Raw genomic sequence first — 22,428 nt, 5'->3', positions numbered from 1 at the left:
ATTCTGTTTTAAAAATTCGAGCTGACGATGATCTACGATCCCACCAAGGCCAATCCGCTTTCCGGCAATCCGCTGAAGACGCGCGACGATCTGAGCAAGGCCGTCATCGATCTCTTCAAACCGCTTCTGCCCTATTTCTCCGAAGGCGGCGCCCGTGTGCGCCTCAGCGCTACCGGCGCGATTTTCGACCGGGCGGCAGCAGATCTCGAAGGATTTGCACGGCCGCTCTGGGGCATCGTTCCGCTCGCTGCGGGCGGCGGCCACTTCCCGCATTGGAACCTCTATCGGCGCGGACTGGCGAATGGGACCAATCCTGCGCATCCCGAATATTGGGGCGATCTGGCCGACCGCAATCAGCGGCTGGTCGAGCTCGCCGCCGTCGGTTTTGCGCTGGCGCTGGTGCCCGAACACATCTGGGAACCGCTGAGCGATGGCGAGAAAAGGACCGTCGCCGCCTATCTTCTTGCGGCGCGCGAACTGGAATTCATCGACAACAACTGGAAATTCTTCCGCGTCCTGATTGATCTCGGACTTGAGCGCGTCGGCGTGGCGTTCGATCACGGCAAAACCGTCGCCTATCTCGACGAGCTGGAAGCCTTCGACCTCGGCGACGGCTGGTATCGTGACGGGCCGGTGCGGCGGGTCGACCACTACATTCCCTTCGCCATGCATTTCTATGGCCTGATCTACACGGTATTGGCGCGCGGCGACGAGGCGCGAAAGAACCGGTTCCGCAATCGCGCCGAGATCTTCGCCGGGGATATCCGCCACTGGTTCGGCCCTGATGGCGCAGCACTCGCCTTCGGCCGCAGCCAGACCTACCGCTTCGCCGCCGGCGGCTTCTGGGGCGCGCTCGCCTTCGCCGGGGTGGCGGCCCTCCCTTGGGCGGAGATCAAGGGCTATTACATGCGCCATATCCGCTGGTGGTCGGCGATGCCGATCGCCGATCGCGACGGCGTGCTCTCGATCGGCTATGGCTATCCGAACCTCTTGATGAGCGAGAGCTACAACTCTCCCGGCTCGCCCTATTGGGCGCTGAAATTCTTCCTGCCGCTCGCCCTTCCCCAGGATCATCCGTTCTGGACGGCCGAAGAGACGTCGCAGCCGGAATTCCCCGCGCCGATAGCGTTGAAGCCGGCCGGCATGGTCGCCATGCACACGCCGGGAAATGTGGTCGTGCTCTCTTCCGGTCAGCAGCACGACAAGATGCGCGACGCAAACGAGAAATATTCGAAATTCGCCTATTCCACCCGCTACGCCTTCAACATCGAAGCCGACGACCGGAATTTTTCGGCCGCAAGCTTCGACGGCATGCTCGGCCTCTCCGACGACGGCGTTCATTTCCGCATGCGCGAAACCATGGACGAGGCACAGATTGCGGGCGACCGGCTCTATTCGCGCTGGCGGCCCTGGAACGACGTCACCATCGAAACCTGGCTGCTTCCCGCCAACCCCTGGCACATCCGCATCCACCGCATCGCGACGCCGCGTGCGCTCAGCACCATCGAGGGCGGCTTTGCGATCGAACGCGCCGATTTCAACGCCGACCGATCCGAGCATGAGCAAGGCCGTGCTATCTGGTACGGCCAGACAGACGTCAGCGCCATCGTCGATCTCTCGCTTCATCTGAGAACCGGCCATGCGATGACTCCGATCCCGAATACCAACCTCATTCACGCCAAAACGCTGCTGCCGCAACTGCGCGGCGAAATCGGTCCGGGTAGCACCTTGCTTGTGACTGCGGCGATAGCATTGCCCATTCACGAAAATTGGACGATGGCACTCGAGAACCCGCCGGCTCCGCCGGATCTCGGTGAGCTGGAGCGGCACTTCCGTGCGGAAGGCGTATCTGTGCCGGCCTTTACTCTCTCGATGTAGCTGCGAATACCGCCGCTGCATCACCTCGTCGTGCTTGGTGGCGAACGTCTGGAGCGACTCCGACCCGGGCGACGCGCTCCTCCTCATGACGCAATGGGCAGTACGAGCTAGTCGCCTGGCGAAAACGCGAGATCTGCTTCTGGCAACGGCCGAGCGAAAGATGGCGGAGCCGCCGCGAAACCATTACCATCTTCGGGCCAGTCGCCCCGTGACGCCTAACCGCGATTAGTCCGCACGCTATGGTAGGCTTCGGCAATCCGCCGCGCCAGTTCCGCCATCTCACTATCGGGTATCTGCAGAACGCCATGCTCTGCCATCAACGCATGATATTGCTGCTTCTCAAGGGGCACGCCTGCAGGCAAAGGAACGACATGAAAATGTAAGTGGCTGTTGGCCTGGTGGCTACCAAGCGAAAGCACGTAAATTCGCTCGGCGTCGAAGATGCTTTTCAGCGCCCGAGACAGAAGGTGCACCTTCTCCTGCAGTCGAAGATACTCATCTGTCGACATATCGTGCGCCAAATCCTTCCTATGCTCCCTCGGGCAGACAAGGCAATAACCGGGCAATGTCGGATATTTGCTCAGGAAGATAATCGTCTCATCGTCTTCGAAAATACGATGATGAAAGCAAGCCGGATCATTCTCGATCAAGCCGCAGATAAAGCATGGCCTCATCGCAATGTCGCGCACATAGGCCTTGAGATCGAAGGGTTGGCGATCGATCATTCTGAATCTCCCATCTCCCGGTGCCGAGCGGCTCAACGGCTCGACGAAGAAGATGCTGTCTGCCTATCCGGCAGCGACACGCAATTGGTCTGGTATCTCCGCGCCGATCGGAATCCGAAGTGTAAACGTCGTGCCATTTCCGCGGCTGCTTGCCACCTCTATTGATCCTCCGTGAAGCTCGATAATCTGCTTGACGAGATTAAGGCCGATGCCAGTGCCGGCGATGCCTGTGGAGCTCCTGGCGCGAAAATAACGCTGGAACATTTTCGGGAGATCATCGGCATCAATGCCGATGCCTTCGTCGCGCACGATGACATAGACACTTTCTCCTTCCTGCCATCCTGTGACGTGGACGTTTGGAGAATCCGGCGCATATTTCACGGCATTCGAAAAGAGGTTGCTGAAGACCTGGTCGAGAGCGGGATGATCGCCGTAAATGATCGAAGGAAGTCGATCGAGATCGAGCAAAAAGCGATGGGACCGCCGGATGCCTTCCTGACGCGCGCTGCAAGTTCCGATGATTTCGGCAATCGAGCACGGCTTATGCACGATGGTGATCCTGCCGTGGTCCAACCGCCCGGCAGCAAGGATACTTTCCATCAGTTCGAGCATGCGCGAAACCGAGCTGCGGATCTGATCGGCTTTTTCGCAAAGAAACTCCGGCGTCGCTGCCTCCTTGCGCCGAATGAGCCGTTGCGCCGCGCCGTCGATCACTGCAAGCGGGGTGCGGAATTCATGCGATGCCATCGAAACGAACTGCCGCTGCAACTCGTTGATCTGCTTTTCCTGTTCGAGCATTCGTTCGAGCTCTTCTGTCTGCCGCGCCAGTTCGACCGTGCGGGAGCGCACCATCTCTTCAAGCGTGTCACGGTGCTGCAGCAAAGCCTTTTCGGCGCGCTTGGCCTCGGTGATGTCGACGACAGCCATCAGCGAAGCCGCCTGGTCCTTGTAGTTCAGGCAGGTGGAATAGACGGTGACCTCGATGGCCGTGCCATCGCCCTTGAGATGCCGGGCAGAGCGGGACGAAGCAGTATCCTCGAGATCGAAAACGACGGCCTGCGGCGGATTGGATTCCTGCGCCTCGATGTCGGATAGTCGCATCGTCAGGAATTGCTCCAGACGATAACCGTAGTGATCGATGGCGGCCTGGTTTACGTGGAGAAATCTCAACGTTTCATGATCGTAAACCCACATCGGCATCGGGTTGCCTTCGAACAGCAACCTGAACGACGCCTCCTGCATCTTGAGGTCGGTAATGTCGACACGTATGCCGACGCTACCGCCTTCGGAGATCCGGCGTTCTTCGATCCGTATCCAGCGGTTTCCGGGGAGGCGCTGCTCGTGTTTGCTGGTGGGCTTTGCATGATGGGACAGCCTCTCCGCCAGCCATTCCTCCTCGCGCCCGACCGCTTCCGGATATTGGCCGCGTTCGAGGCCTGCACGGAGGCGGTCTTCGAAGCGCATGCCTTTCACGAGCATATCGCCGCTTTCGGCGTAAAGCTGCTCGTATCTCTGGTTCCACAGGGCGAAGCGGTCTTCCTCGTCGAACAAGACGAGACCTTCCGGGACGACTTCGAAAGCCGCCAGAAGACGTGCATGCGCCGCCCGCGCCTCCTGCTCGGCGCGTTCTGCCTGGACATGCGCCTTCGCAAGAGCCTTTTCAGCCTGCCAGGCCTGCGTGATATCCTCGTGGGTCGATACCCAGCCGCCGTCCGACGTGCGCTGATGATAGCCGCGGATGATCTGGCCCGACTTGAGTTCCTTGGTCCAATCCCGAGGCGTATCGCCCCTATTGGTCGCTTCGGCCCAGGCGAGATATTCCGAGGTCGAGGTGGCGGGAACGGCGCCGACCCCCTGTCTCAGGTTGAGGATGTCTTCGAGTGACTGTCCCGGATGGATGACGGAGGGATCAAGTCCGTAGACTTCGGCATAACGGTTGTTTGAAAGGAGCAGCCGGCCGGCCTCGTCGAACAGGCAGACGCCTTGTCCCATGCTGACAAGCGCCGTATCGAGTTGCTCGTTGCGCCGCTGCAGGCGCGCGTGGGCTGCGCCGAGCTCGATATGTCGCTTAATGCGGGCGAGGAGCTCGGCAGCGGAGACAAGGTTGGAAACGCAATCGACCGCACCGGCGGCAAGCCCTCCGATGCGGCTCTCCTCGTCCTCCGGCGAGACCAGGATGATGACCGGAATATCACACGTTATGGGGTTTGCCTTGAGACGCCGGCAGTCTTCGAGACCACCTCCTTCCGGCGACAGGGCGTCCAGCAGAATGAGCGCCGGCAGCGGTCGTTTGGCGGCGCAATCGTGAAACTCAGCTCGGTCGAGGTGAACGCGCAGCACGATACCATGTCGCTCAAGGGCGTCGCCGACACCCTGCAGGCCTGCCAACGTGCCATCCATTGCCAAGATTGTGTGCAGTTCGCCGGACACGACCGTTCCCCCGTTCATCCACATGGACGCGACTATAAGTCGTACCGGTTAACACGCCCCTCACCGCAGGTCGGCATTAAGGTGCTCCGCGTTCTATGGTTGAAGAATGGTTGCAGGCGATGCGGAAAAATATCAGGTGATGCCAGAGGACCCGCGGCAGGACATTCTTCGAGATTTCGCCGGCGCCGCCCGAACAGACCTAGCCTTCGTTCCGGATGTCGCGCAGGAGATCCAGACCGCGCTGGTATTTTTCGGTTTTCTTGCCGGCTTGTTCGGCCTGTCGGAGATTGTCTTCAAGGTCGGCTTGTTTGACTGGCAGGGCCAGCGGATTCGATGCGGCGCGTCTGACGAATTCGTCATCAGGCTCCTCGGGCCGCCGCGTCAAGGCATCCACCGCAGAGATGATCGCCGACGGGAAGCCTTCCTCCCTTAACCTGTCGAGCGTCCAGCCGCTGCCTTTTTCGGCGACGTCGTGAAGATAGGCGACCGTTCGCGCCTCGTCGCCCGACACGAGAAGCGCGATCCGCTGGCAATGCTCGAAAAATGGCCGGCCGGTCTTGTCCACCTGCCCTTCATGCGCCTCTAAGGCGATTTGCATGGCATGGTCGAGATGCTGCATGGCGGTTACGGTCCTTCGGTCCTTCTGATTTTTCGCCGGGAAGGCTTCTCTCCCGTTGTTATCTCGATATCGGGCGTCGTCGCGCCGGCAACTTGACCAAGGCCGGCTCGCGGCGGATCGAGATCACCGCTTTCCCCGGCTCCTTGAAGCAAGGCCGCATCATCTCTGTCGTCTTGGTCCAGCAGGTCTTGCAGCGTCTCATGCTCGTCTTCGCCAGCCAGCTCGTCGCAAGCTTGCATCCAATGACGCAGGTCCGAACCTTCAGGGCGGCCTTCGGCTTCCCAGATTTCATAGGCGCGCCGCCGTATCTGCTCGTGTTTGTCCATGGCCATGATCTTCTCCAGTTTCGACCTGACCTTCCAGCTCGCGTTTGGCTCCGGCCCGCCTGAACGATCGCGCCCTAGGCCGCCATCTCCCGGCAGCTTTCTGCGCAGCTTCGGCACGCATCCACACATTCCTGCATATTGCCCACTCTTTCGCAGTCGGCCGCGCATTCCGTGCAGATCTCGGCACATTCACGGCAGGTATGTTTGTGGTGATCCGTGCCGATCAGCATGAAATGCGCTGAGGTGCGGCAGATTTCGGCGCAGGCCATCATCAATCTGAAATGCGCGGGTTCGGTATGTTTTCCACCTGCCTCGAGGCAGTGGCTCATGGCCGTGCGAAGACAAACGCTATAGCAGCGCAGGCAATTGTCGATGCATTCCTGCATTGCCGGATTGATCTCATGCATGCTCTTCCTCCTCCGGAGCGTTCGAACACATCGTGCGACAACGAGCCGCCGGCTGCCTTTCAAGGCGTGTTGATGGTGGGAAGAAAATCCTCCACCTGCTTGCGCTCAGCCTTTGAAAGTGTTTCCACCCGCTCTTTCCAGAAGCGTTCCGCCGCCGGGGGATCCTCATCCCACTGGCGAACAGTGGTAATGTTGTCGTCGATCTTGGACCTGCGCCTCCCGCCGAGACTCAGATACTCCCTCGCAAGTTTCAGGCTTGGGGTCTCGGTGCCCCCATCGCGATCCAACGTCGAACGCATATTGCGCCGGGCGGCTTCCAATGCCGCCTGGCGATCGGCCTCGGCTTGCTGCGTGTCGAAAGAGCGCGCATCGTCGGTTCCGCTCTCGGGTGACATGTTGGTTGGGGAAGTGGTCATGGATCACCTTTCGATGCTGTGATCCAATAACCTCCGCCGGCCGCGAGAGTTCCGCATGCTGGCGATTGATTCGAGCGGTCGGTCGAGCCGAACCGTGCTGCCGGCAAAATCAGTGAACGGCCATGCTCACCATGCGATAGGGGTGCACGGCCTCGAACTGCGTGATCATCGCGGTTGCCTGCAGCAACACCCGCTCGGCATTCTCGGGATCGTCCCGGGCGAGTTCGTCGGCATTGACGCGGATTGCTTCGGCCATGTTGTTGGACAGTACGGCAAATTGCGTATTGCCTTCGACAAGCGCCTCGCGCGCTGTATCCTCCAGCGTGCGAGCGATATCGACGAAGATCTCCTCGCGTTCCTCGATACTGAGGTCTTTGATTATATTGGTCTTCTCTTCCATGTCACTCACTCCTAAAGACGTGGGACGGTGATCGAGCTCATCGAGCCTCGATCGCCTGAGAGCTAGGAACGCCGACATCCGGATTCAAGCCAGTTGCAGTTTGAACTCGCCTTCGAGACGAGGGGACGACCATCGTCATTATGTCGAACGCAGGAGCGGGTCTTCTGTTCCCGGGAGAACTGCTAGCAGTCGCCGACAGAGAGTGCTAATTTTTCTCCTGTTCCTCTTGAAATCGAAAAACGCTCGAACCAGATCATTCGCGCAAGGCGCGCGACTTTGCACCCGTCCGGACCTCGTCAATCAGGTGCGGCGAGCGCCAACACCGTTCGTTATTGTTTGTCTATGGAGGAAGACATGTCGTTCCGACCGCTTCATGACCGCATTCTCGTCCGCCGCGTCGCTTCCGAGGAAAAGACCAAGGGCGGCATCATCATTCCCGATACCGCCAAGGAAAAGCCGCAGGAAGGCGAAGTCATCGCCGTCGGCTCCGGCGCCCGCAACGATGCCGGCCAGATCCAGGCGCTCGACGTCAAGGCCGGCGATCGCATCCTGTTCGGCAAGTGGTCCGGCACGGAGATCAAGATCGACGGCGAAGACCTGCTGATCATGAAGGAAAGCGACGTGATGGGTATCATCGACGATCAGGGCGAGCAGAAAGAGGCCGCCTGAGTCCATCACGTCGGAAGTCAACGTTAAAGCGCGTTGCAATCTCTGAGATTCGCTCCTTGCGCTTTAGATCTTAATTTCTACGCATGTCGTTCTCGCAAAACCGCTGTACACTTGGCGACATGCGCTAGCTGCCGATGAAGGAGTGAGGACATGGCTGCTAAAGAAGTCAAGTTCAGCGTCGAAGCCCGCGAAAAGATGCTGCGCGGTGTCGACATCCTGGCCAATGCCGTAAAGGTGACGCTGGGTCCGAAAGGCCGTAACGTCGTGATCGACAAGTCGTTCGGCGCGCCGCGCATCACCAAGGACGGCGTCTCGGTCGCCAAGGAAGTCGAGCTCGAAGACAAGTTCGAAAACATGGGAGCCCAGATGGTCCGCGAAGTCGCTTCGAAGACCAGCGACATCGCCGGCGACGGCACCACGACTGCGACGGTGCTCGCCCAGGCAATCGTCAAGGAGGGCGCCAAGGCAGTGACGTCAGGCATGAACCCGATGGACTTGAAGCGCGGCATCGATCTCGCCGTCAGCGCTATCGTCGAAGAACTGAAGGCCAACGCCCGCAAGATATCCAATAATGCCGAAATTGCCCAGGTCGGCACGATTTCCGCCAATGGTGATCCCGAAATCGGCCGCTTCCTGGCGGAGGCCGTGCAAAAGGTCGGCAACGACGGCGTCATCACCGTTGAAGAGGCCAAGACGGCCGAGACCGAACTCGAGGTCGTCGAAGGCATGCAGTTCGACCGCGGTTATCTCAGCCCCTACTTCGTCACCAATGCCGACAAGATGCGGGTCGAGTTCGAGGACCCCTATATTCTCATTCATGAGAAGAAGCTGTCGAACCTGCAGTCGATGCTGCCGATCCTCGAAGCTGTCGTTCAGTCGGGCAAGCCGCTTCTCATCATCGCTGAAGACGTCGAAGGCGAAGCCCTTGCGACCCTCGTCGTCAACAAGCTGCGCGGCGGCTTGAAGATCGCTGCCGTCAAGGCACCCGGCTTCGGTGACCGTCGCAAGGCCATGCTTGAAGACATCGCCATCCTGACCGCGGGCACCGTCATCGCCGAAGATCTCGGCATCAAGCTTGAGAATGTGACGCTCAATATGCTCGGCCGGGCAAAAAAGATCACGGTCGAGAAGGAAAACACGACCATCATCGACGGCGTCGGTTCGAAGGAGGAGATTTCAGGCCGCATCGCCCAGATCAAGGCCCAGATCGAAGAAACCACCTCCGACTACGACCGCGAGAAGCTGCAGGAACGTCTTGCCAAGCTCGCTGGCGGCGTTGCCGTCATCCGCGTTGGCGGCTCGACGGAGGTCGAGGTGAAGGAGAAGAAGGATCGCGTCGACGATGCGCTGCATGCAACCCGGGCAGCGGTCGAGGAAGGCATCCTGCCGGGCGGCGGCGTGGCGCTGCTGCGCTCGGTCAAGGCACTCGCCAATATCAAGACCGCCAATGACGACCAGCGGGTCGGCGTCGAAATCGTCCGCCGTGCGCTCGAGGCCCCGGCTCGCCAGATCGCCGAAAACGCTGGCGCGGAAGGCTCGGTCGTTGTCGGCAAGCTGCGCGAGAAGAGCGAATTTTCCTATGGCTGGAACGCTCAGACCGGCGAATTCGGCGATCTCTACGCGCAGGGCGTCATCGATCCGGCGAAGGTCGTTCGCACCGCGCTGCAGGACGCATCCTCCATCGCCGGCCTGCTGGTGACGACGGAAGCGATGATCGCCGAGAAGCCGAAGAAGGATGCTCCTCCGGCGATGCCGCCCGGCGCCGGTATGGACTTTTAAGACAGGGTCGCAAGCCCGCCTGGATACGCCGGGCGGGCCTTTTCCGAGGGAATGAAGATGGTTCAAACGATCCTAAACCGATCGCAGGTGCCGCTGGACTCCCGCGATCTCGAAACCTGCCAGCGCGTCTTCGACAAACTCAGCGCCGATTACGCAGTAGCAAGAGACAGCGAAGAAGCCCAACGAATGGCGGGTATCATCATCGAGCTCTACCGGCAGGGCGTGCGCGACCCCAATCATCTGCAGTCGATGGTCGAGGCGGCCCGCGGCCTGTTTGAGACGGACGGACGCCCGCCGACTGCTCGGTGACGGCGCCGGCGCGAAGTCGATGACGAGCGCATCCCGCTCCGTTCAGGTCGTAACAGAGGTTATATCGGAGGCCGACGACGAAGGCATATCGCCTTCGTCGGCCGTGGCGGGCCAGCGGCAGCGCACGTTTCACGCCACGGCCGCGATCGTGTTGCCGTCGTTCGGCAGCAGCCGCGCCACGGCGCTCAAAAGGTCCGTCTGCGATATCAGGCCGAGGATCCGGTGGTCGTCGTCGACAATGATGACGGCATGGGTGCGCCCGTCCGTCAGAACCGGCAGCAGCGACAGGGCCGCATCCGAAGCTCTTGCCACCGCCGGTTTGGAGATCGCGTGGGCAATCGTATCGCCGCCCGCAAACAATTCACGCAAGCCGACAGTGCCGATCAGACGGCCTTCCCGATCTTTCACCGGCAGGGTGCGGATATTGTGCTTCAAAAGAAGATGCCGCGCGGCGTCCGGCTCGGACGTCTCGCCGATGGCGATCACGTCACGCGACATGATATCGGCGCAGCTGATCTTGTCGTTTGATCGGATAGCCGCCTGCAGTTCGACCTGTTGCAGCAGTCTTCCGAGGTCCGCCCGATCGATATCGAAGGTTTCGTCGAGCGCCTCGAGGGCGGCATCAACATCCTCCTCGCGAAATCCCACCCGCGCGGCGGATGGCGGATCGATCGTCTGATGGGTGTTCTCCGCCGGCTTCGGAACGACGTGCGGATAGTTCCGTCTGGAAAGTTTGTGGAACAGCAGCCCGAGCCCGACGAGAATGCAGGAGTTCAAAGCGACCGGCACGAAGGGAAAGAGGAATCCCCAGCCGGCGACGACAGGACCGCCGAGCACCGCGGTCAGTGCCGCAGCCCCTCCCGGCGGGTGAAGGCATCGCGTGAACGACATCGCCCCGATGGCCAGCGAAACGCCAACGCCCGTGGCGATGATCGGATCACGAATGAAATAGGCGGCGATGATGCCCATCAAGGCGGAAATTGTGTTGCCGCCGATGATCGCCCATGGCTGCGCCAACGGGCTTGCCGGCACCGCGAAAAGCAGCACCGCCGACGCCCCCATCGGTGCGACGATCAGCGGAAGATGTGGCCCCTGGCCGAACAGATAGCCGCTGATGACGCCGGTGAGTCCGATGCCCAGCAACGCGCCGAAACACGCGATCAATCGTTCTCTTAACGTCGCGCCGGCCAGGATCGGCGAAAACAGGCGAAAGCGGCGGATAAGGCTCGGCCCCACTTTCGGTGAAACGGGAAACTGCATGCGAAGACCAATGATGAGTGAGGATAATTTGAGGGGTGAAGGAGGAGAGGCAGGAGCTAGTTCGCCGCCAGCCTGACATCTCTGCCTTTGGTTGCGCCAAGCACCTCATGAAAGGCACTGAAGGCGCTGGGGCAATCGTCCTTGCGGTAAACCAGCAGCGTTTCGACCGGCCCGAGCTGATGGGTCTGAACGGCAGTCGGCCAATGCATGAGATCGAGAACGGACCTTGGCATCACACCCGCCGTATTCCCGGTCGCAACGCTCGCCAGGATCGCATGATAGGAACCGAGCTCGCTCGTCGATAGGGCGCTCGTTTTGCGCGCCCAGTTTTCGGCAATCCGGCGATAGGTGCAGCCAGGTTCCAAAGCTGCCAGCGATCCGACACGCAGGTCGGCCGCGGATTTGATGGCGGGATGGCCGGATGGCAGCACGATCAACAAATCTTCGACGAAGACCGTCTCCATCTCCAGCGCCTCGAGTTCGGCATCGAAATCCAGATCCTCCTCGCGCATCGTCTTCGGCGGGCGGGCAATCAGCGCGCAATCCAGCACATCGGCCAGAACATTGCGGGCGAGATCGCGTGACGCGCCCATCGTCAGATGCAGCGACACGTCGGGCCACATCTGGTTGAATTGCGTCAACGCCGCCGGCAGCCGGCTTGCCGCCGTGCTCTCCATCGTGCCGACCCGCAATGTTCCGGATGGGGCAAGAGGCCGCACGGCCTGACGCGCTTCGAGCGCCAGCGCCATCAGCCGGTTGGCATAGGCGAGAAAGGTTTCGCCCTCCCGTGTCAGCGTCATCTTCTTGCCGTCACGGCTGAACAGGCAAGCGCCAAGGTCTTCCTCCAATTGCTGGATGCGCGTCGTCACGTTGGACGGCACTCGACCGACTGCCTTTGCGGCCTTGGTAACGCTGCGATCGCTGGCAACGGCGAGGAATATCTCGATTGACGAAAGGTCCAATGAAAAATCTCTTTTCCGGAATTAAAGCGAGTCATTGTTCTCTATATAAAAATCATTACCCGAGCTCAAGCGGGTTTAGACACAGGCGAAAAACCGGAATCGAGGCAGCGTGAAGGCTCCCGGGCTCGACCTTCTCATTAAAAATGTCCGCGCATCCGCAGGCCAGACAGCCAAGTGATTGCCGAAAAAAAGATCGAGACGCCGCCGAAATAGCCACGCAAACCGCTGCATCGCCCCGGCTATCGGGCGTTTTGCGGCTGGCATGGAGATTGCGTCTCTATGCTGATCTGTAGAACGACCGGCGCCGACCATATGCTGCACCTTGTTTTGACCTGCCTTCTTCTAAGCGTCGCTTCAGGCCTGAGCATGCGGCGTTTTCTTCTGCCGTATTTTGCCGGCGGCGATCTCGCTGAGAAATCCGCTCCCGTGACGGTCGTCGCAAGCGCCGTCTTTCTTGCGGCAGTCGCCTTCACCATCTCCGACCAAAATCTCTGGGCCAAATCCGTCGTGCTGATGCTCTGCCTTATGCTGGCGGCGATGTTCGACGACGCCCGCCCCAGGCTGACCATCGCGCTTTCTGCCGTTAGCCTGGCCGCCTATCTCGGGCTGCGCTCGATTGGCTGATTATCCGGCCGTCTTGTGCGCGCCAGCTGCGGTGAGACGATTGGCTGAGCAACTTCGCGCGGCACCAAAAACGATCCTCGTGACAGAATAGTTTCGTAATATAATTCTCTCCTGCTGAATATTTTTCGAAGCGGATCGCTTCAAGAATGGGGAGAGGAGCGATGAGTATCGAGCAGCGAGAGAGGATCTGGTCGGAGTGGTATGCCTGGCATCCTGTCCTGCCGATCGATGACACGGTGTTCTGGCTCGAGACCGTATACCGGCGGGAAACGGCGGGAAGGCCTGTGGCAATATCGTTCCTTCCGACCCGAAGCCGAACGTATCAAGGCTTCGGCCGCCATGCCCACTTATCCCGGCGCTTAATTCCCGTCAGCCGAGCGCCTGGCTGACCAGCGCATAGGTTTTCGGCCGATGCCCCACATGACCTGCCGGAATTGGGAGCCAAGGGTCGCCCAGCGACATGGTTGTCACGAAGTCAAAGACAGCAAGGCCGCAGCGGGAGAGAAAATCGGCAAATATCCCGACTTTCTCGCGTGTATCGAGGCGCAGGAATGACCCCGCATGCTCGAGCACATGCGTATGGACGACGGCAATCGCGTCAGCATCACTGACCGCCACCACCGGGCCGACGACATGGCCGCGCCCGAACCTTCGGCAAAGCGAGAAGGCCTCGATCCGGCCGCCGCGAACGAGCACGACGCCCTTCGAATTTGTCATGAGCCTTGCCAGAAGCGGCGTGCGGTCCGTGCCGAAGGCCACGCGATCCAGTTCGGCGATCGCCTCCAGATCTTCAGCTTCCACAGGCCGTATTGCGGCACCGGGCGGCAACTCCACATCCGGTGGCGCTATCGCTTCACCCTGGCATTGAAAGACGGGCGCTTCACGGACAAAATCCAACGACAAATAAAGGCGACGCGCCGCCCGCGTCGCGTTCAGCCCAAGATTTCGTCCGGCGACCTGGTCGAGCGCGTGGCCCATCAGCCATTGCCCGGCGCCATTGGCCTGCAGGCGCGGCGAGGTGATGACCATACCGATCGTGGCGAACCGGTCATCATAGGGAAACCACATCGCGGAGCCGAGGATGCGGCCGATTTCATCGATGGCCGCAATGCCTTGCCCGAATTCGCGCAGGAATTGCCAGTCTTCACGGCGATGCGGCCAGGCGACGGACATCGACAGCGCATGCAGCTTGTCGAGGTCGACGCTGTCGATCCCGGTTATGCGCGTCTCGAAACTATCGACCAACCTGGATTCGGATGTCAGTGCACTCACTCCCGCCCTCCTGCGGTGTTGTCCGGCCACCCATAGGGAAAGCTGCGCCCGGAAGTTCCTTCGTCGAGATTAGGACGGATCGCGCGATACAATTCACTGGCGAAGCCCGTGCAAACACAACAATCGTCCAAATCCGATGCAGTTTCGGCAAATAAAGCCTGGCCGGGCCCCTACAGTCATTGACCAGACCCCGACCGCCGGCTGCGCCGTTGCCCGCGAGTGGGCCGGTGCAATTCTATATCCCGCGATGCGAGGACGCTCATGCAGGCAGTTGAAATCCTCGAAAGATTGGTCGGCTTTCCCTCGGTCGTCGGCACGCCGAACGGCGAGATCGTTGGGTGGATCAGGCATTACCTGCAAAGCCACGGTATTGTCGCCACGGAGATTGCCGGCCCCGAGGGCGACCGGTCGAACCTCTTCGTAACGATCGGCCCAAGGGAGACGCCTGGATACATCCTCTCCGGCCATATGGACGTCGTTCCCGCGGCGGAAGGCGGGTGGAGCAGCGATCCGTTCCGTCTCCGCGCCGAGACGGGCCGCCTCTACGGTCGTGGAACCACCGACATGAAGGGCTTTCTCGCCGTCGTGCTTGCCGCCGTCCCCGCCCTCGCGGCGGCACGACTCCGGCGGCCCATCCACCTCGCTTTTTCCTACGATGAGGAGGCAGGCTGTCGCGGCGTCCCGCATATGATCGCCCGCCTGCCTGAGCTCTGTGCACGTCCGCTCGGCGTGATCATTGGCGAGCCGAGCGGCATGCGGGCGATCCGCGCCCACAAGGGGAAGGCGGCCGCCCGGCTGACGGTCAGGGGCCGATCCGGCCACTCCTCGCGCCCGGACCAGGGGCTGAATGCAATCCATGCCATTACCGAGATCTTGGCTTGCGCCAGCGCCGAAGCCGAACGGCTGACGCAGGGTCCGTTCGATCCTGTGTTCGAACCGCCCTATTCCTCGCTCCAGGTCGGCACGCTGAAGGGCGGCCAAGCGGTCAACATCATTCCCGATAGCTGCGAGGCCGAGTTCGAGGCCAGGGCTATTTCTGGAATCGACCCGGCCACGCTGCTGGCGCCGCTGCGAGCGATGGCCGACGCGCTGCCGCAACGCGGCTTTCAGTCGGAATGGCGCGAGCTTAGCGCCTATCCGGCGCTGTCGCTTGCCGCCGATGCGCCACTTGCGCATTTGCTTAGCGAACTCACCGGTACCGAGCCGCTCGCCGCCGTCAGCTACGGCACCGAGGCCGGCCTTTTCCAGCGCGCCGGCATGGATGCGATCATCTGCGGACCGGGCGATATCGCCCGTGCTCACCGACCGGACGAATTCATCCTCGCAAGCGAACTCCTGGCCTGCCAGGCGATGATCGAGGCACTCGCCCGACATTGCATCGCCTGACGTCAGATCAAGGAGCCGTTACCATGACCTTTCTCTTCAATTCCGATGCGAAGCGCGGCGCCATATTCGCCGAGGCCTTCGCGCGCGAGCTGCCCGACATAAGCTTCGCCATGGATCCGGCATCGGTCGAACCGGAGGCTGTGCGCTACCTCATCACCTGGACCGTGCCGGATGATCTCGCCCGTTACAACAATCTTGAAATCCTGTTTTCGATCGGCGCCGGCATCGATCAGTTCCGCATCGACGCCGTGCCTACGCAGGTCAAGGTGGTACGCATGGTCGAAGACGGCATCGTCAGAATGATGCAGGAATATGTGACGCTCGCCGTGCTCGCGCTCCATCGCGATCTGCCGGCCTATCTCGACCAGCAGCGACGCGGGATCTGGCAACCGATCGCACCCGTTCAGGCGACGGAACGCCGCATCGGCGTGCTCGGGCTCGGCATGCTCGGAAGCGCGGCGCTTGAGAGTTTGCATCGTTTCGGCTTTCCGCTGTCCGGCTGGAGCCGCACTCCGCGCGCGATCGACGGCGTTCGGTGCCTCAGCGGCGGCGAGGGGCTCGAGACCCTGCTTGCCACCACCGATATTCTCATCTGCATGCTGCCGCTGACCGAGGAGACGCGCGGCTTCCTGAATGCTGAGCTCTTTGCCAGGCTTCCTGCTGGGGCCGCACTCGTTCATGTGGGTCGCGGCGCTCAGCTCGATCATCAGGCGCTTGTCGCTGCACTCGACGCCGGACGTCTCTCCGGCGCTGTCGTCGATGTTACCAATCCGGAGCCGCTGCCTGCGGACCACGCCCTCTGGAATCATCCAAAAATTCTGCTGACGCCGCATATTGCGAGCGTCACGCAAGCTGAAACCGCGGCGGCCACCGTGATCGGCAACATTAAACGACACAGGGCGGGCCTCGACCCGATCGGGCTGGTCGATCGCAGCCGCGGCTACTGATCATCTCACCAACCATCTGCACCTCGGAAGGAAAGCCATGTCCCTGCTCAAGACAATCGACGCCAATCCATCGCATGCGCCGCGCGAATCCAGCCCCCTCCCCGAGCGTCTGATCTCGGGCAATCCCAGCTTCAAGACCTGGGCGCAGGATGTCGCTCGCGCGGACACGGTTCATACCGGCGTATGGGAGGCAACGCCCGGTGAGACGCGTTCGATCAAGGGCGAGACATTCGAGTTCTGCCATATCCTTTCCGGCCTGGTCGAACTTACGCCGGACGGCGGAGAACCGGTGGTCTACAAGGCCGGTGACAGCTTCGTCATGAAGCCGGGCTTCGTCGGCGTGTGGAAGACGATCGAGACGGTTCGCAAGATCTACGTGACCGTGGCGTGACGGCGAGCGGCCCGGCGTGATCACCGGCCGTAGATTTGACTGGCGGCGGCGCGGAAAACGCAATTTTCATCCGCTGCAGCAATCCCGGTCGATGCATGCTGCTCGGTTTCCCAGGCTAGGCTTAAGCAAGTTCATGCCGAGGACACGCAATGACACTCAGCTTCGATCCGAACTCGATTTCCCTGCCCATGGGGCATTTCATCGGCGGCCGGCTGGTTCCGGCCGAAGCCGTCATCGATATGAATCGGCCATCCGACGGCAAGGCCTATGCCGGCTGTCCGCTTGCCGACGCGGCCCTTGTGGACCAAGCCGTGGAGACGGCAAGGGAGGCGTTAGATAGAAGCAATTGGGGCGGCGCGCGGCCGCGCGAGCGCACCAAGGCGTTGCAGCGCTGGGCGGATCTGATCGAAGCCGAGGCGGAGACACTCGCCAGGCTTGAGGCTCTGTCCTCAACCCGCCCCGTCGGCCATCTCGTCGCCGGCGATATCGCCGTCACCGCCGAGCAGATCCGCTTTTTTGCCGAATTCGCCGACAAGGAAGGCGGCGATCTCGTCCCGACCGACGACGCGAATTTCGGCATGATCGTGACGGAACCCTATGGCGTCGTCGGCGCCATCACGCCCTGGAATTTCCCTCTGTCGATGGCAGGCTGGAAGCTTGCTCCGGCACTGGCGGCGGGTAATGCCGTGGTGCTGAAGCCGTCGGAGATGACGCCGTTTTCGACACTCTATCTTGCCGAGCTTTCGGTGCGGGCCGGCCTGCCCGCGGGTCTCGTCAACGTCGTGCTGGGTGACGGGCCGATCACCGGCACCGCCATCACCGGGCACCCGGGGATTTCCAAAGTCAGCTTCACCGGCTCGACGACGGCCGGCGCGGCTATCATGGCCAATATCGCCCGTACGGGCGTGAAGCCGATGACGCTGGAGCTCGGCGGCAAGAGCCCGCAGCTGGTCTTCGCGGATGCCGATCTCGATCTTGCGGCAGGCGCCATCTCCGCCAGCATTTTGTCCAACGCCGGTCAGGCCTGCGTTTGCGGATCGCGCCTCATCGTCGAGGCGAAGGTGGCGGACGCGCTCGTAGCGGCCCTCGTCGCCAGACTGGCGGCAATCCGCCCTGGACCGACCTGGGAGGAAACCACCGATTATTCACCCGTTATCTCAGAGCGGCAGATCGCCCGCATGGACGGCATCATCCGCGCCGCCATCGACAACGGCGCCGAATGCCTTACAGGTGGGGGCCAGCTCGACCGTGAGGGTTATTTCTACGCACCGACGCTGATTTCAGGCGTGACGGCAACATCGCCCGCGGTTCTCGAAGAAATCTTCGGACCGGTCCTGACCATCCAGACCTTCGAGGATGAGGAGGAGGCGCTAGGGCTGGCCGACCACCCATCCTATGGGCTGGCCGCCGGCCTCTTCACCCGCGATCTCTCGCGCGCGATCCGCCTCACCCGCCGCCTGCAGGCCGGCACCGTCTGGGTCAACCGTTATGGCCGATCACGCGACCATATCCTGCCGACCGGCGGCTACAAGCAGTCCGGCATCGGCAAGGATCTCGGTCGCGAAGCCTATCACGCCAACCGCAAGAGCAAGAGCGTGCTCATCAGCCTTTAAGGAGCTCAGATGAAGACCTACAGGATTGCCCTTCTGCCAGGAGACGGCATCGGCCGCGACGTGACCGACGCGGCCTGGGCCGTGCTCGAAAAGACAGCCGGATCGAGCGGGTTTTCTCTTGAAGCGACCCGCTATCCCTGGTCCTGCGATTATTATCTGGAAAACGGTAGCATGATGCCCGCCGACGGGATCGAGACGCTGAGGTCCTTCGACGCCATCCTGCTCGGCGCCGTCGGCTGGCCTATCAAGGTGCCAGATTCCGTCTCGCTGCATGGGCTCCTGCTGCCCATCCGCAAGGCTTTCGTGCAATATGCCAACATCCGCCCGCACAAGCTGCTACCCGGCGTGCAGGGACCGCTGCGGTCCGAGGGCTTCGATATCCTGTGCATCCGCGAAAACACCGAGGGCGAATATTCCGGCGCCGGCGGCCGCGTTCATCAGGGCACGGACAGCGAGGTGGCAGTCGAAACTTCCATCTTCACCCGCAAAGGGGTCGAACGCATCCTGCGTTTCGGTTTCGAGCAAGCACGAGCGCGGCGCGGCAAGCTCGCCTCGGTGACCAAGTCAAACGCGCAGAAATATTCGATGGCCTTTTGGGACGAGATTACCCGCAAGCTCTCGGCGGAATATCCCGATGTCGAGGTGACGAGCTACCATATCGACGCCATGACCGCCCGCATGGTGATGGCGCCTGAGAGCCTCGATGTCGTGGTCGCCTCCAACCTGTTCGGCGACATTCTGACCGATCTTGGCGCCGCCATCCAGGGTGGGCTCGGCTTTGCGGCATCCGCCAACATCAATCCTGACCGTTCGGCGCCGTCCATGTTCGAACCGGTCCACGGCTCCGCGCCCGATATCGCTCATCTCGGAATTGCCAATCCGGTCGCCGCCATCTGGTCGGGCGCAATGATGCTGGAGCATCTCGGAGAAGCGGATGCCGCCGGAAGGGTAATGGCCGCCATCGAGGCGACCACGGCGCGCGGCATCGGCGCTGTTCCCAGCAAGGACAAGACCGAGGCGATCACGGCATCGGTGCTTTCGGCACTCGACTAGAGCACGTCGCACAAATTGCGCCGCGGTTTTGCGCCCGGAATTGTGGAGAGGACGCTTTGATGAAAGAGGACAAGATGAACGGATTGAGGGATGGAAGCCTGCTGCGCCAGCAGGGGCTCATCGACGGAGAATGGTGCGGGGGCGCAGCTGGGCGCACGATCGAGGTAATCGATCCGGCGACGCAGCACGTGCTGGGCAGCGTGCCCGACATGGACGGAGCCGACACACGGGCCGCTATCGTGGCGGCAGAAAAAGCTTTTGGTCCATGGCGGGCAAAGACCCATGCCGAGCGCGCCGCCCTGCTCGAGGCCTGGCACGACCTTATGCTCGATAATATCGAGGACCTGGCCCTGATCCTGACCACGGAACAGGGAAAGCCGCTGACGGAAGCCCGGGGCGAAATCCGCTACGGCGCCTCATTCATCAAATGGTTTTCCGAGGAAGCGCGCCGCATTGGCGGAACGACCATCCCCTCGCCTATCGCGGACCGGCGGATCGTTGTTCTCAAGGAGCCCGTCGGCGTATCGGCGATCATCACGCCGTGGAATTTTCCCAACGCGATGATCACCCGCAAAGTGGGGCCTGCGCTTGCGGCCGGTTGCACGGTCGTCATCAAGCCATCGGAGCTGACCCCCTTCTCGGCACTGGCGCTCGCCGTACTGGCGGAGCGCGCCGGCATCCCCAAGGGGGTGATCAACATCGTCACCGGCATGCCGGCCGCAATCGGCGACGAACTGATGACGAACCAGACCGTCCGCAAGATCTCTTTCACCGGCTCGACCCGCGTGGGTTCGCTGTTGATGCGGGGTGCCGCTGACAGCATCAAGCGGCTCAGTCTCGAACTCGGAGGCAACGCGCCTTTCATCGTGTTCGACGATGCCGATCTCGATCTCGCCGTAGAGGGCGCTATCGCCTCGAAATTCCGCAATGGCGGGCAGACCTGCGTCTGCGCCAACCGTCTTCTCGTCCAGTCCGGCGTCTACGATGACTTTGCCACCAAGCTCGGCGCGCGGGTCTCGGCCATGAAGGTCGGGGCAGGCACGGAGGCCGGAACGGATATCGGGCCAATGATCAACCAGGCAGCGATCGAGAAGATCAAGCGTCACGTGGACGATGCGGTGGAAAAGGGAGCCAAGATCCTCGCCACCGCCGGCTCTATGCCGGGCGGCGATCAATATGCGGCTCCGATGGTGCTTGGCGGCGCGACCACCGACATGCAGCTTGCCAGCGAAGAGACATTCGGACCGGTTGCTCCGCTGTTTCGGTTCGACACCGAGGAAGAGGCGATCCGCATTGCAAATTCCACCCCCTACGGCCTCGCCGCCTATTTCTACACCGAGAGCCTGAAACGGTCCTGGCGCGTCGGCGAGGCGCTCGAATTCGGCATGATCGGTCTGAACACCGGCGCCATCTCGACCGAGGTCGCTCCGTTCGGCGGCGTCAAGCAATCCGGCCTCGGGCGTGAGGGCGCCCAATGCGGCATTGAGGAATATCTGGAAATGAAGAGCTTCCATATTGGCGGGCTCTCCTGACCGTCAAAAAAGCAAAGGGCGCCGGAAGATCATTCCGGTGCCCTTCCTAAACGATGTCCCAAGCTTAGATCTTGGATTCTGCTGGTTTCGCACCGCCGCAAGGGCTTGCCATACACGCCCGACCGGCTGAACCGCTCTCGCCATGCCGCGTTTACATGAAGCGATCAAGTGTCTTGTAATAGAGCCCGACGACCGGCAGGAACCACGGCTTGCCGAAATGACCGGGAACGGCAGGCCATTCGAGGCCTTTTACCGGATTGCGATCCGCCTTGCCCATGATGGCATCGGCGATGATCATGCCGAGATGGGTGGAGAGCTGGGCGCCGTGGCCGGAATAGCCCATTGCGTACCAAACGCCGTCAACATAGCCGGCGCGGGGATAACGGTCTTTCGTCATGTCGACGAGCCCGCCCCAGCAATAATCGATCTCGATGCCGGCAAGCTGCGGGAAGATTTCAGCCAGGCTGGCGCGCAGAATATCGCCGCTCTTTGCATCCGACCGCTGATCCGAGGTGGCGGAAAAGCGTGCGCGCCCGCCGAAGATCAGCCGCTTGTCAGGCGAGAGCCGGAAATAGTTGCCGATATTCATCGAAGTGACACAGGTCCGGTTTCCCGGCATCGTCGCTGCGATTTCGGCGTCGCTCAGCGGACGCGTGGCGAGCAGGAAGCTGCCGACGGAAATGATCCGGCGGCGGAAATAGCCGAAGAGCGAAGGCGTGTAGGCGCCTGTCGCGACGAGCACATGGTCGGCGGTGACGGTGCCCCGCGCCGTCTCCAGGCTGTGGCGGCTGTTGCCTTGCCTGTGGCCGGTCACGGCAGCCTTTTCGAAAATGACGCCGCCGTGGCCGACGGCCGCGGTGGCAAGCCCGGCAACATAGCGGCCCATATGCATCATCGCGCTCTTCTTCGAGAGCATGGCGCCATGGAAGGGCGAGCCGACCTCACTCTTCAAGTCATGCGCCGAAAGAAGCGCCGTCTCCGGATCGACCTCTCTATGCACCGCCTCGAAGTTGCGGGCAATGACATCGAAATGCTGCGGCTTGGAGGCAAGCTTCAACTTCCCGGCGCGACGGAAATTGCAGTCGATGCCCTCTTCGGCGACGATCGTCTCGATCGTGTCGATGGACTCGTCGAATGCCCGGTAAAGCGCGATAGCCCTCTCCGCGCCGAGCGCTGACTTGGCGGACAGGAAGCTGTGGGCTAGTCCGTTGTTAAGGTGGCCGCCATTGCGTCCCGATGCCCCCCAGCCCACGCGTTCGGCCTCCAGCACGACGACCTTGACGCCGGCTTTTGCAAGCTGGCGCGCTGCCGCAAGCGCGGTAAAACCGGCGCCGATGACGGCGACATCATAATGTCCTTCGACAGGACCTTGAGCCGCATCGGCAAAAGGGCGGGCCGTGTCGTGCCAGTAGGATTGGAACTGCATCCAC

Annotated in this window: 22 protein-coding genes and 1 pseudogene; 12 read left to right on the top strand and 11 right to left on the bottom strand. The window is 61.5% G+C overall.

Annotated features, from left to right (window positions below; genetic code table 11):
* The first annotated feature begins 27 nt into the window (after positions 1–27).
* A complete protein-coding gene (locus tag GGD53_RS12240; RefSeq protein WP_184456252.1) occupies positions 28–1,878 on the top strand; it encodes a DUF2264 domain-containing protein in 1,851 nt (616 codons plus the stop codon).
* A gap of 215 nt (positions 1,879–2,093) precedes the next feature.
* Here GGD53_RS12240 and GGD53_RS12235 read toward each other — a convergent pair whose 3' ends face one another.
* From GGD53_RS12235 to GGD53_RS12205, 7 genes are all read right to left on the bottom strand, one after another.
* Positions 2,094–2,603, bottom strand: a complete 510-nt coding sequence (locus tag GGD53_RS12235; RefSeq protein WP_184456250.1) for an HIT family protein — start codon at positions 2,601–2,603, stop codon at positions 2,094–2,096.
* Between the two features lie 63 nt (positions 2,604–2,666).
* Positions 2,667–5,033, bottom strand: a complete 2,367-nt coding sequence (locus GGD53_RS12230) for a PAS-domain containing protein (protein ID WP_432443125.1) — start codon at positions 5,031–5,033, stop codon at positions 2,667–2,669.
* A 199-nt stretch (positions 5,034–5,232) separates the two neighbouring features.
* The gene (locus GGD53_RS12225; RefSeq protein ID WP_184456246.1) at positions 5,233–5,652 is read right to left on the bottom strand and encodes an HD domain-containing protein; all 420 of its coding nucleotides are present in this window, start codon (positions 5,650–5,652) and stop codon (positions 5,233–5,235) included.
* A gap of 5 nt (positions 5,653–5,657) precedes the next feature.
* Entirely contained in the window at positions 5,658–5,984 is a 327-nt protein-coding gene (locus GGD53_RS12220; protein ID WP_184456598.1) for a DUF2934 domain-containing protein, read from the bottom strand.
* Positions 5,985–6,052: 68 nt separating this feature from the next.
* Positions 6,053–6,385 (bottom strand): four-helix bundle copper-binding protein, encoded by a 333-nt coding sequence (locus GGD53_RS12215; RefSeq protein WP_184456244.1) that lies wholly within the window; start codon positions 6,383–6,385, stop codon positions 6,053–6,055.
* A 59-nt stretch (positions 6,386–6,444) separates the two neighbouring features.
* Entirely contained in the window at positions 6,445–6,801 is a 357-nt protein-coding gene (locus GGD53_RS12210; RefSeq protein ID WP_184456242.1) for a hypothetical protein, read from the bottom strand.
* A 109-nt stretch (positions 6,802–6,910) separates the two neighbouring features.
* A complete protein-coding gene (locus GGD53_RS12205; protein WP_184456240.1) occupies positions 6,911–7,201 on the bottom strand; it encodes a hypothetical protein in 291 nt (96 codons plus the stop codon).
* Between the two features lie 354 nt (positions 7,202–7,555).
* Between GGD53_RS12205 and groES the strand changes: the two genes are divergently transcribed.
* The 3 genes from groES (at position 7,556) to GGD53_RS12190 (ending at position 9,958) form a co-directional block, all read left to right on the top strand.
* A complete protein-coding gene (gene groES, locus GGD53_RS12200) occupies positions 7,556–7,870 on the top strand; it encodes a co-chaperone GroES (RefSeq protein WP_184456238.1) in 315 nt (104 codons plus the stop codon).
* A 150-nt stretch (positions 7,871–8,020) separates the two neighbouring features.
* Positions 8,021–9,649 carry a chaperonin GroEL gene (gene groL, locus GGD53_RS12195; RefSeq protein ID WP_184456236.1) on the top strand — a complete coding sequence of 543 codons (1,629 nt, stop codon included), beginning with the start codon at positions 8,021–8,023 and terminating at the stop codon, positions 9,647–9,649.
* 57 nt (positions 9,650–9,706) lie between these two features.
* Positions 9,707–9,958 (top strand): hypothetical protein, encoded by a 252-nt coding sequence (locus GGD53_RS12190; protein ID WP_184456234.1) that lies wholly within the window; start codon positions 9,707–9,709, stop codon positions 9,956–9,958.
* Between the two features lie 129 nt (positions 9,959–10,087).
* Here GGD53_RS12190 and GGD53_RS12185 read toward each other — a convergent pair whose 3' ends face one another.
* Both GGD53_RS12185 and GGD53_RS12180 read right to left on the bottom strand, forming a co-directional pair.
* Positions 10,088–11,218, bottom strand: a complete 1,131-nt coding sequence (locus GGD53_RS12185) for an HPP family protein (RefSeq protein WP_184456232.1) — start codon at positions 11,216–11,218, stop codon at positions 10,088–10,090.
* Between the two features lie 56 nt (positions 11,219–11,274).
* Positions 11,275–12,180 (bottom strand): LysR substrate-binding domain-containing protein, encoded by a 906-nt coding sequence (locus GGD53_RS12180; protein WP_184456230.1) that lies wholly within the window; start codon positions 12,178–12,180, stop codon positions 11,275–11,277.
* A gap of 312 nt (positions 12,181–12,492) precedes the next feature.
* Between GGD53_RS12180 and GGD53_RS12175 the strand changes: the two genes are divergently transcribed.
* Positions 12,493–12,804 (top strand): hypothetical protein, encoded by a 312-nt coding sequence (locus GGD53_RS12175; RefSeq protein ID WP_184456596.1) that lies wholly within the window; start codon positions 12,493–12,495, stop codon positions 12,802–12,804.
* A 146-nt stretch (positions 12,805–12,950) separates the two neighbouring features.
* A pseudogene (locus GGD53_RS31670) lies at positions 12,951–13,167 on the top strand (hypothetical protein).
* A 6-nt stretch (positions 13,168–13,173) separates the two neighbouring features.
* Here GGD53_RS31670 and GGD53_RS12170 read toward each other — a convergent pair.
* Positions 13,174–14,076, bottom strand: coding sequence for a GNAT family N-acetyltransferase (locus tag GGD53_RS12170; protein ID WP_184456228.1), 903 nt, complete (start codon positions 14,074–14,076; stop codon positions 13,174–13,176).
* Between the two features lie 261 nt (positions 14,077–14,337).
* Here GGD53_RS12170 and argE point away from each other — a divergent pair, with 261 nt between their 5' ends.
* The 6 genes from argE to GGD53_RS12140 all read left to right on the top strand — a co-directional run bounded on the left by argE (position 14,338) and on the right by GGD53_RS12140 (position 20,998).
* Complete coding sequence (gene argE, locus GGD53_RS12165) at positions 14,338–15,462, top strand: acetylornithine deacetylase (RefSeq protein WP_184456226.1); 1,125 nt, start codon at positions 14,338–14,340, stop codon at positions 15,460–15,462.
* 23 nt (positions 15,463–15,485) lie between these two features.
* Entirely contained in the window at positions 15,486–16,409 is a 924-nt protein-coding gene (locus tag GGD53_RS12160) for a 2-hydroxyacid dehydrogenase (protein ID WP_184456224.1), read from the top strand.
* Positions 16,410–16,446: 37 nt separating this feature from the next.
* On the top strand, positions 16,447–16,800 hold the full coding sequence (locus GGD53_RS12155) for a cupin domain-containing protein (RefSeq protein WP_184456222.1): 354 nt from the start codon (positions 16,447–16,449) through the stop codon (positions 16,798–16,800).
* Positions 16,801–16,949: 149 nt separating this feature from the next.
* Positions 16,950–18,413 (top strand): aldehyde dehydrogenase family protein, encoded by a 1,464-nt coding sequence (locus GGD53_RS12150; RefSeq protein ID WP_184456220.1) that lies wholly within the window; start codon positions 16,950–16,952, stop codon positions 18,411–18,413.
* Positions 18,414–18,422: 9 nt separating this feature from the next.
* Positions 18,423–19,466 carry a tartrate dehydrogenase gene (locus GGD53_RS12145; RefSeq protein WP_184456219.1) on the top strand — a complete coding sequence of 348 codons (1,044 nt, stop codon included), beginning with the start codon at positions 18,423–18,425 and terminating at the stop codon, positions 19,464–19,466.
* 74 nt (positions 19,467–19,540) lie between these two features.
* The gene (locus GGD53_RS12140; protein WP_184456594.1) at positions 19,541–20,998 is read left to right on the top strand and encodes an NAD-dependent succinate-semialdehyde dehydrogenase; all 1,458 of its coding nucleotides are present in this window, start codon (positions 19,541–19,543) and stop codon (positions 20,996–20,998) included.
* 151 nt (positions 20,999–21,149) lie between these two features.
* On the opposite strand, the gene GGD53_RS12135 is transcribed toward GGD53_RS12140, so the two are convergent.
* Complete coding sequence (locus tag GGD53_RS12135; RefSeq protein ID WP_184456217.1) at positions 21,150–22,424, bottom strand: NAD(P)/FAD-dependent oxidoreductase; 1,275 nt, start codon at positions 22,422–22,424, stop codon at positions 21,150–21,152.
* Between the last annotated feature and the right edge of the window lie 4 nt (positions 22,425–22,428).

It is taken from the genome of Rhizobium aethiopicum (assembly GCF_014197535.1).
In the GTDB taxonomy this organism is placed as follows: Bacteria; Pseudomonadota; Alphaproteobacteria; order Rhizobiales; family Rhizobiaceae; genus Rhizobium; species Rhizobium aethiopicum_A.
This window is presented reverse-complemented; position numbering and strand designations above follow the sequence as displayed.

Coding starts and splice junctions, on each gene's coding strand:
- argE (WP_184456226.1), top strand. CDS start 14,338: ATGCAGGCAGTTGAAATCCTCGAAAGATTGGTCGGCTTTCCCTCGGTC.
- GGD53_RS12190 (WP_184456234.1), top strand. CDS start 9,707: ATGGTTCAAACGATCCTAAACCGATCGCAGGTGCCGCTGGACTCCCGC.
- GGD53_RS12160 (WP_184456224.1), top strand. CDS start 15,486: ATGACCTTTCTCTTCAATTCCGATGCGAAGCGCGGCGCCATATTCGCC.
- GGD53_RS12240 (WP_184456252.1), top strand. CDS start 28: ATGATCTACGATCCCACCAAGGCCAATCCGCTTTCCGGCAATCCGCTG.
- GGD53_RS12210 (WP_184456242.1), bottom strand. CDS start 6,801: ATGACCACTTCCCCAACCAACATGTCACCCGAGAGCGGAACCGACGAT.
- GGD53_RS12220 (WP_184456598.1), bottom strand. CDS start 5,984: ATGGCCATGGACAAACACGAGCAGATACGGCGGCGCGCCTATGAAATC.
- GGD53_RS12135 (WP_184456217.1), bottom strand. CDS start 22,424: ATGCAGTTCCAATCCTACTGGCACGACACGGCCCGCCCTTTTGCCGAT.
- GGD53_RS12155 (WP_184456222.1), top strand. CDS start 16,447: ATGTCCCTGCTCAAGACAATCGACGCCAATCCATCGCATGCGCCGCGC.
- GGD53_RS12225 (WP_184456246.1), bottom strand. CDS start 5,652: ATGCAGCATCTCGACCATGCCATGCAAATCGCCTTAGAGGCGCATGAA.
- groES (WP_184456238.1), top strand. CDS start 7,556: ATGTCGTTCCGACCGCTTCATGACCGCATTCTCGTCCGCCGCGTCGCT.
- GGD53_RS12215 (WP_184456244.1), bottom strand. CDS start 6,385: ATGCATGAGATCAATCCGGCAATGCAGGAATGCATCGACAATTGCCTG.
- GGD53_RS12145 (WP_184456219.1), top strand. CDS start 18,423: ATGAAGACCTACAGGATTGCCCTTCTGCCAGGAGACGGCATCGGCCGC.
- GGD53_RS12140 (WP_184456594.1), top strand. CDS start 19,541: ATGAACGGATTGAGGGATGGAAGCCTGCTGCGCCAGCAGGGGCTCATC.
- groL (WP_184456236.1), top strand. CDS start 8,021: ATGGCTGCTAAAGAAGTCAAGTTCAGCGTCGAAGCCCGCGAAAAGATG.
- GGD53_RS12175 (WP_184456596.1), top strand. CDS start 12,493: ATGCTGCACCTTGTTTTGACCTGCCTTCTTCTAAGCGTCGCTTCAGGC.
- GGD53_RS12185 (WP_184456232.1), bottom strand. CDS start 11,218: ATGCAGTTTCCCGTTTCACCGAAAGTGGGGCCGAGCCTTATCCGCCGC.
- GGD53_RS12205 (WP_184456240.1), bottom strand. CDS start 7,201: ATGGAAGAGAAGACCAATATAATCAAAGACCTCAGTATCGAGGAACGC.
- GGD53_RS12150 (WP_184456220.1), top strand. CDS start 16,950: ATGACACTCAGCTTCGATCCGAACTCGATTTCCCTGCCCATGGGGCAT.
- GGD53_RS12235 (WP_184456250.1), bottom strand. CDS start 2,603: ATGATCGATCGCCAACCCTTCGATCTCAAGGCCTATGTGCGCGACATT.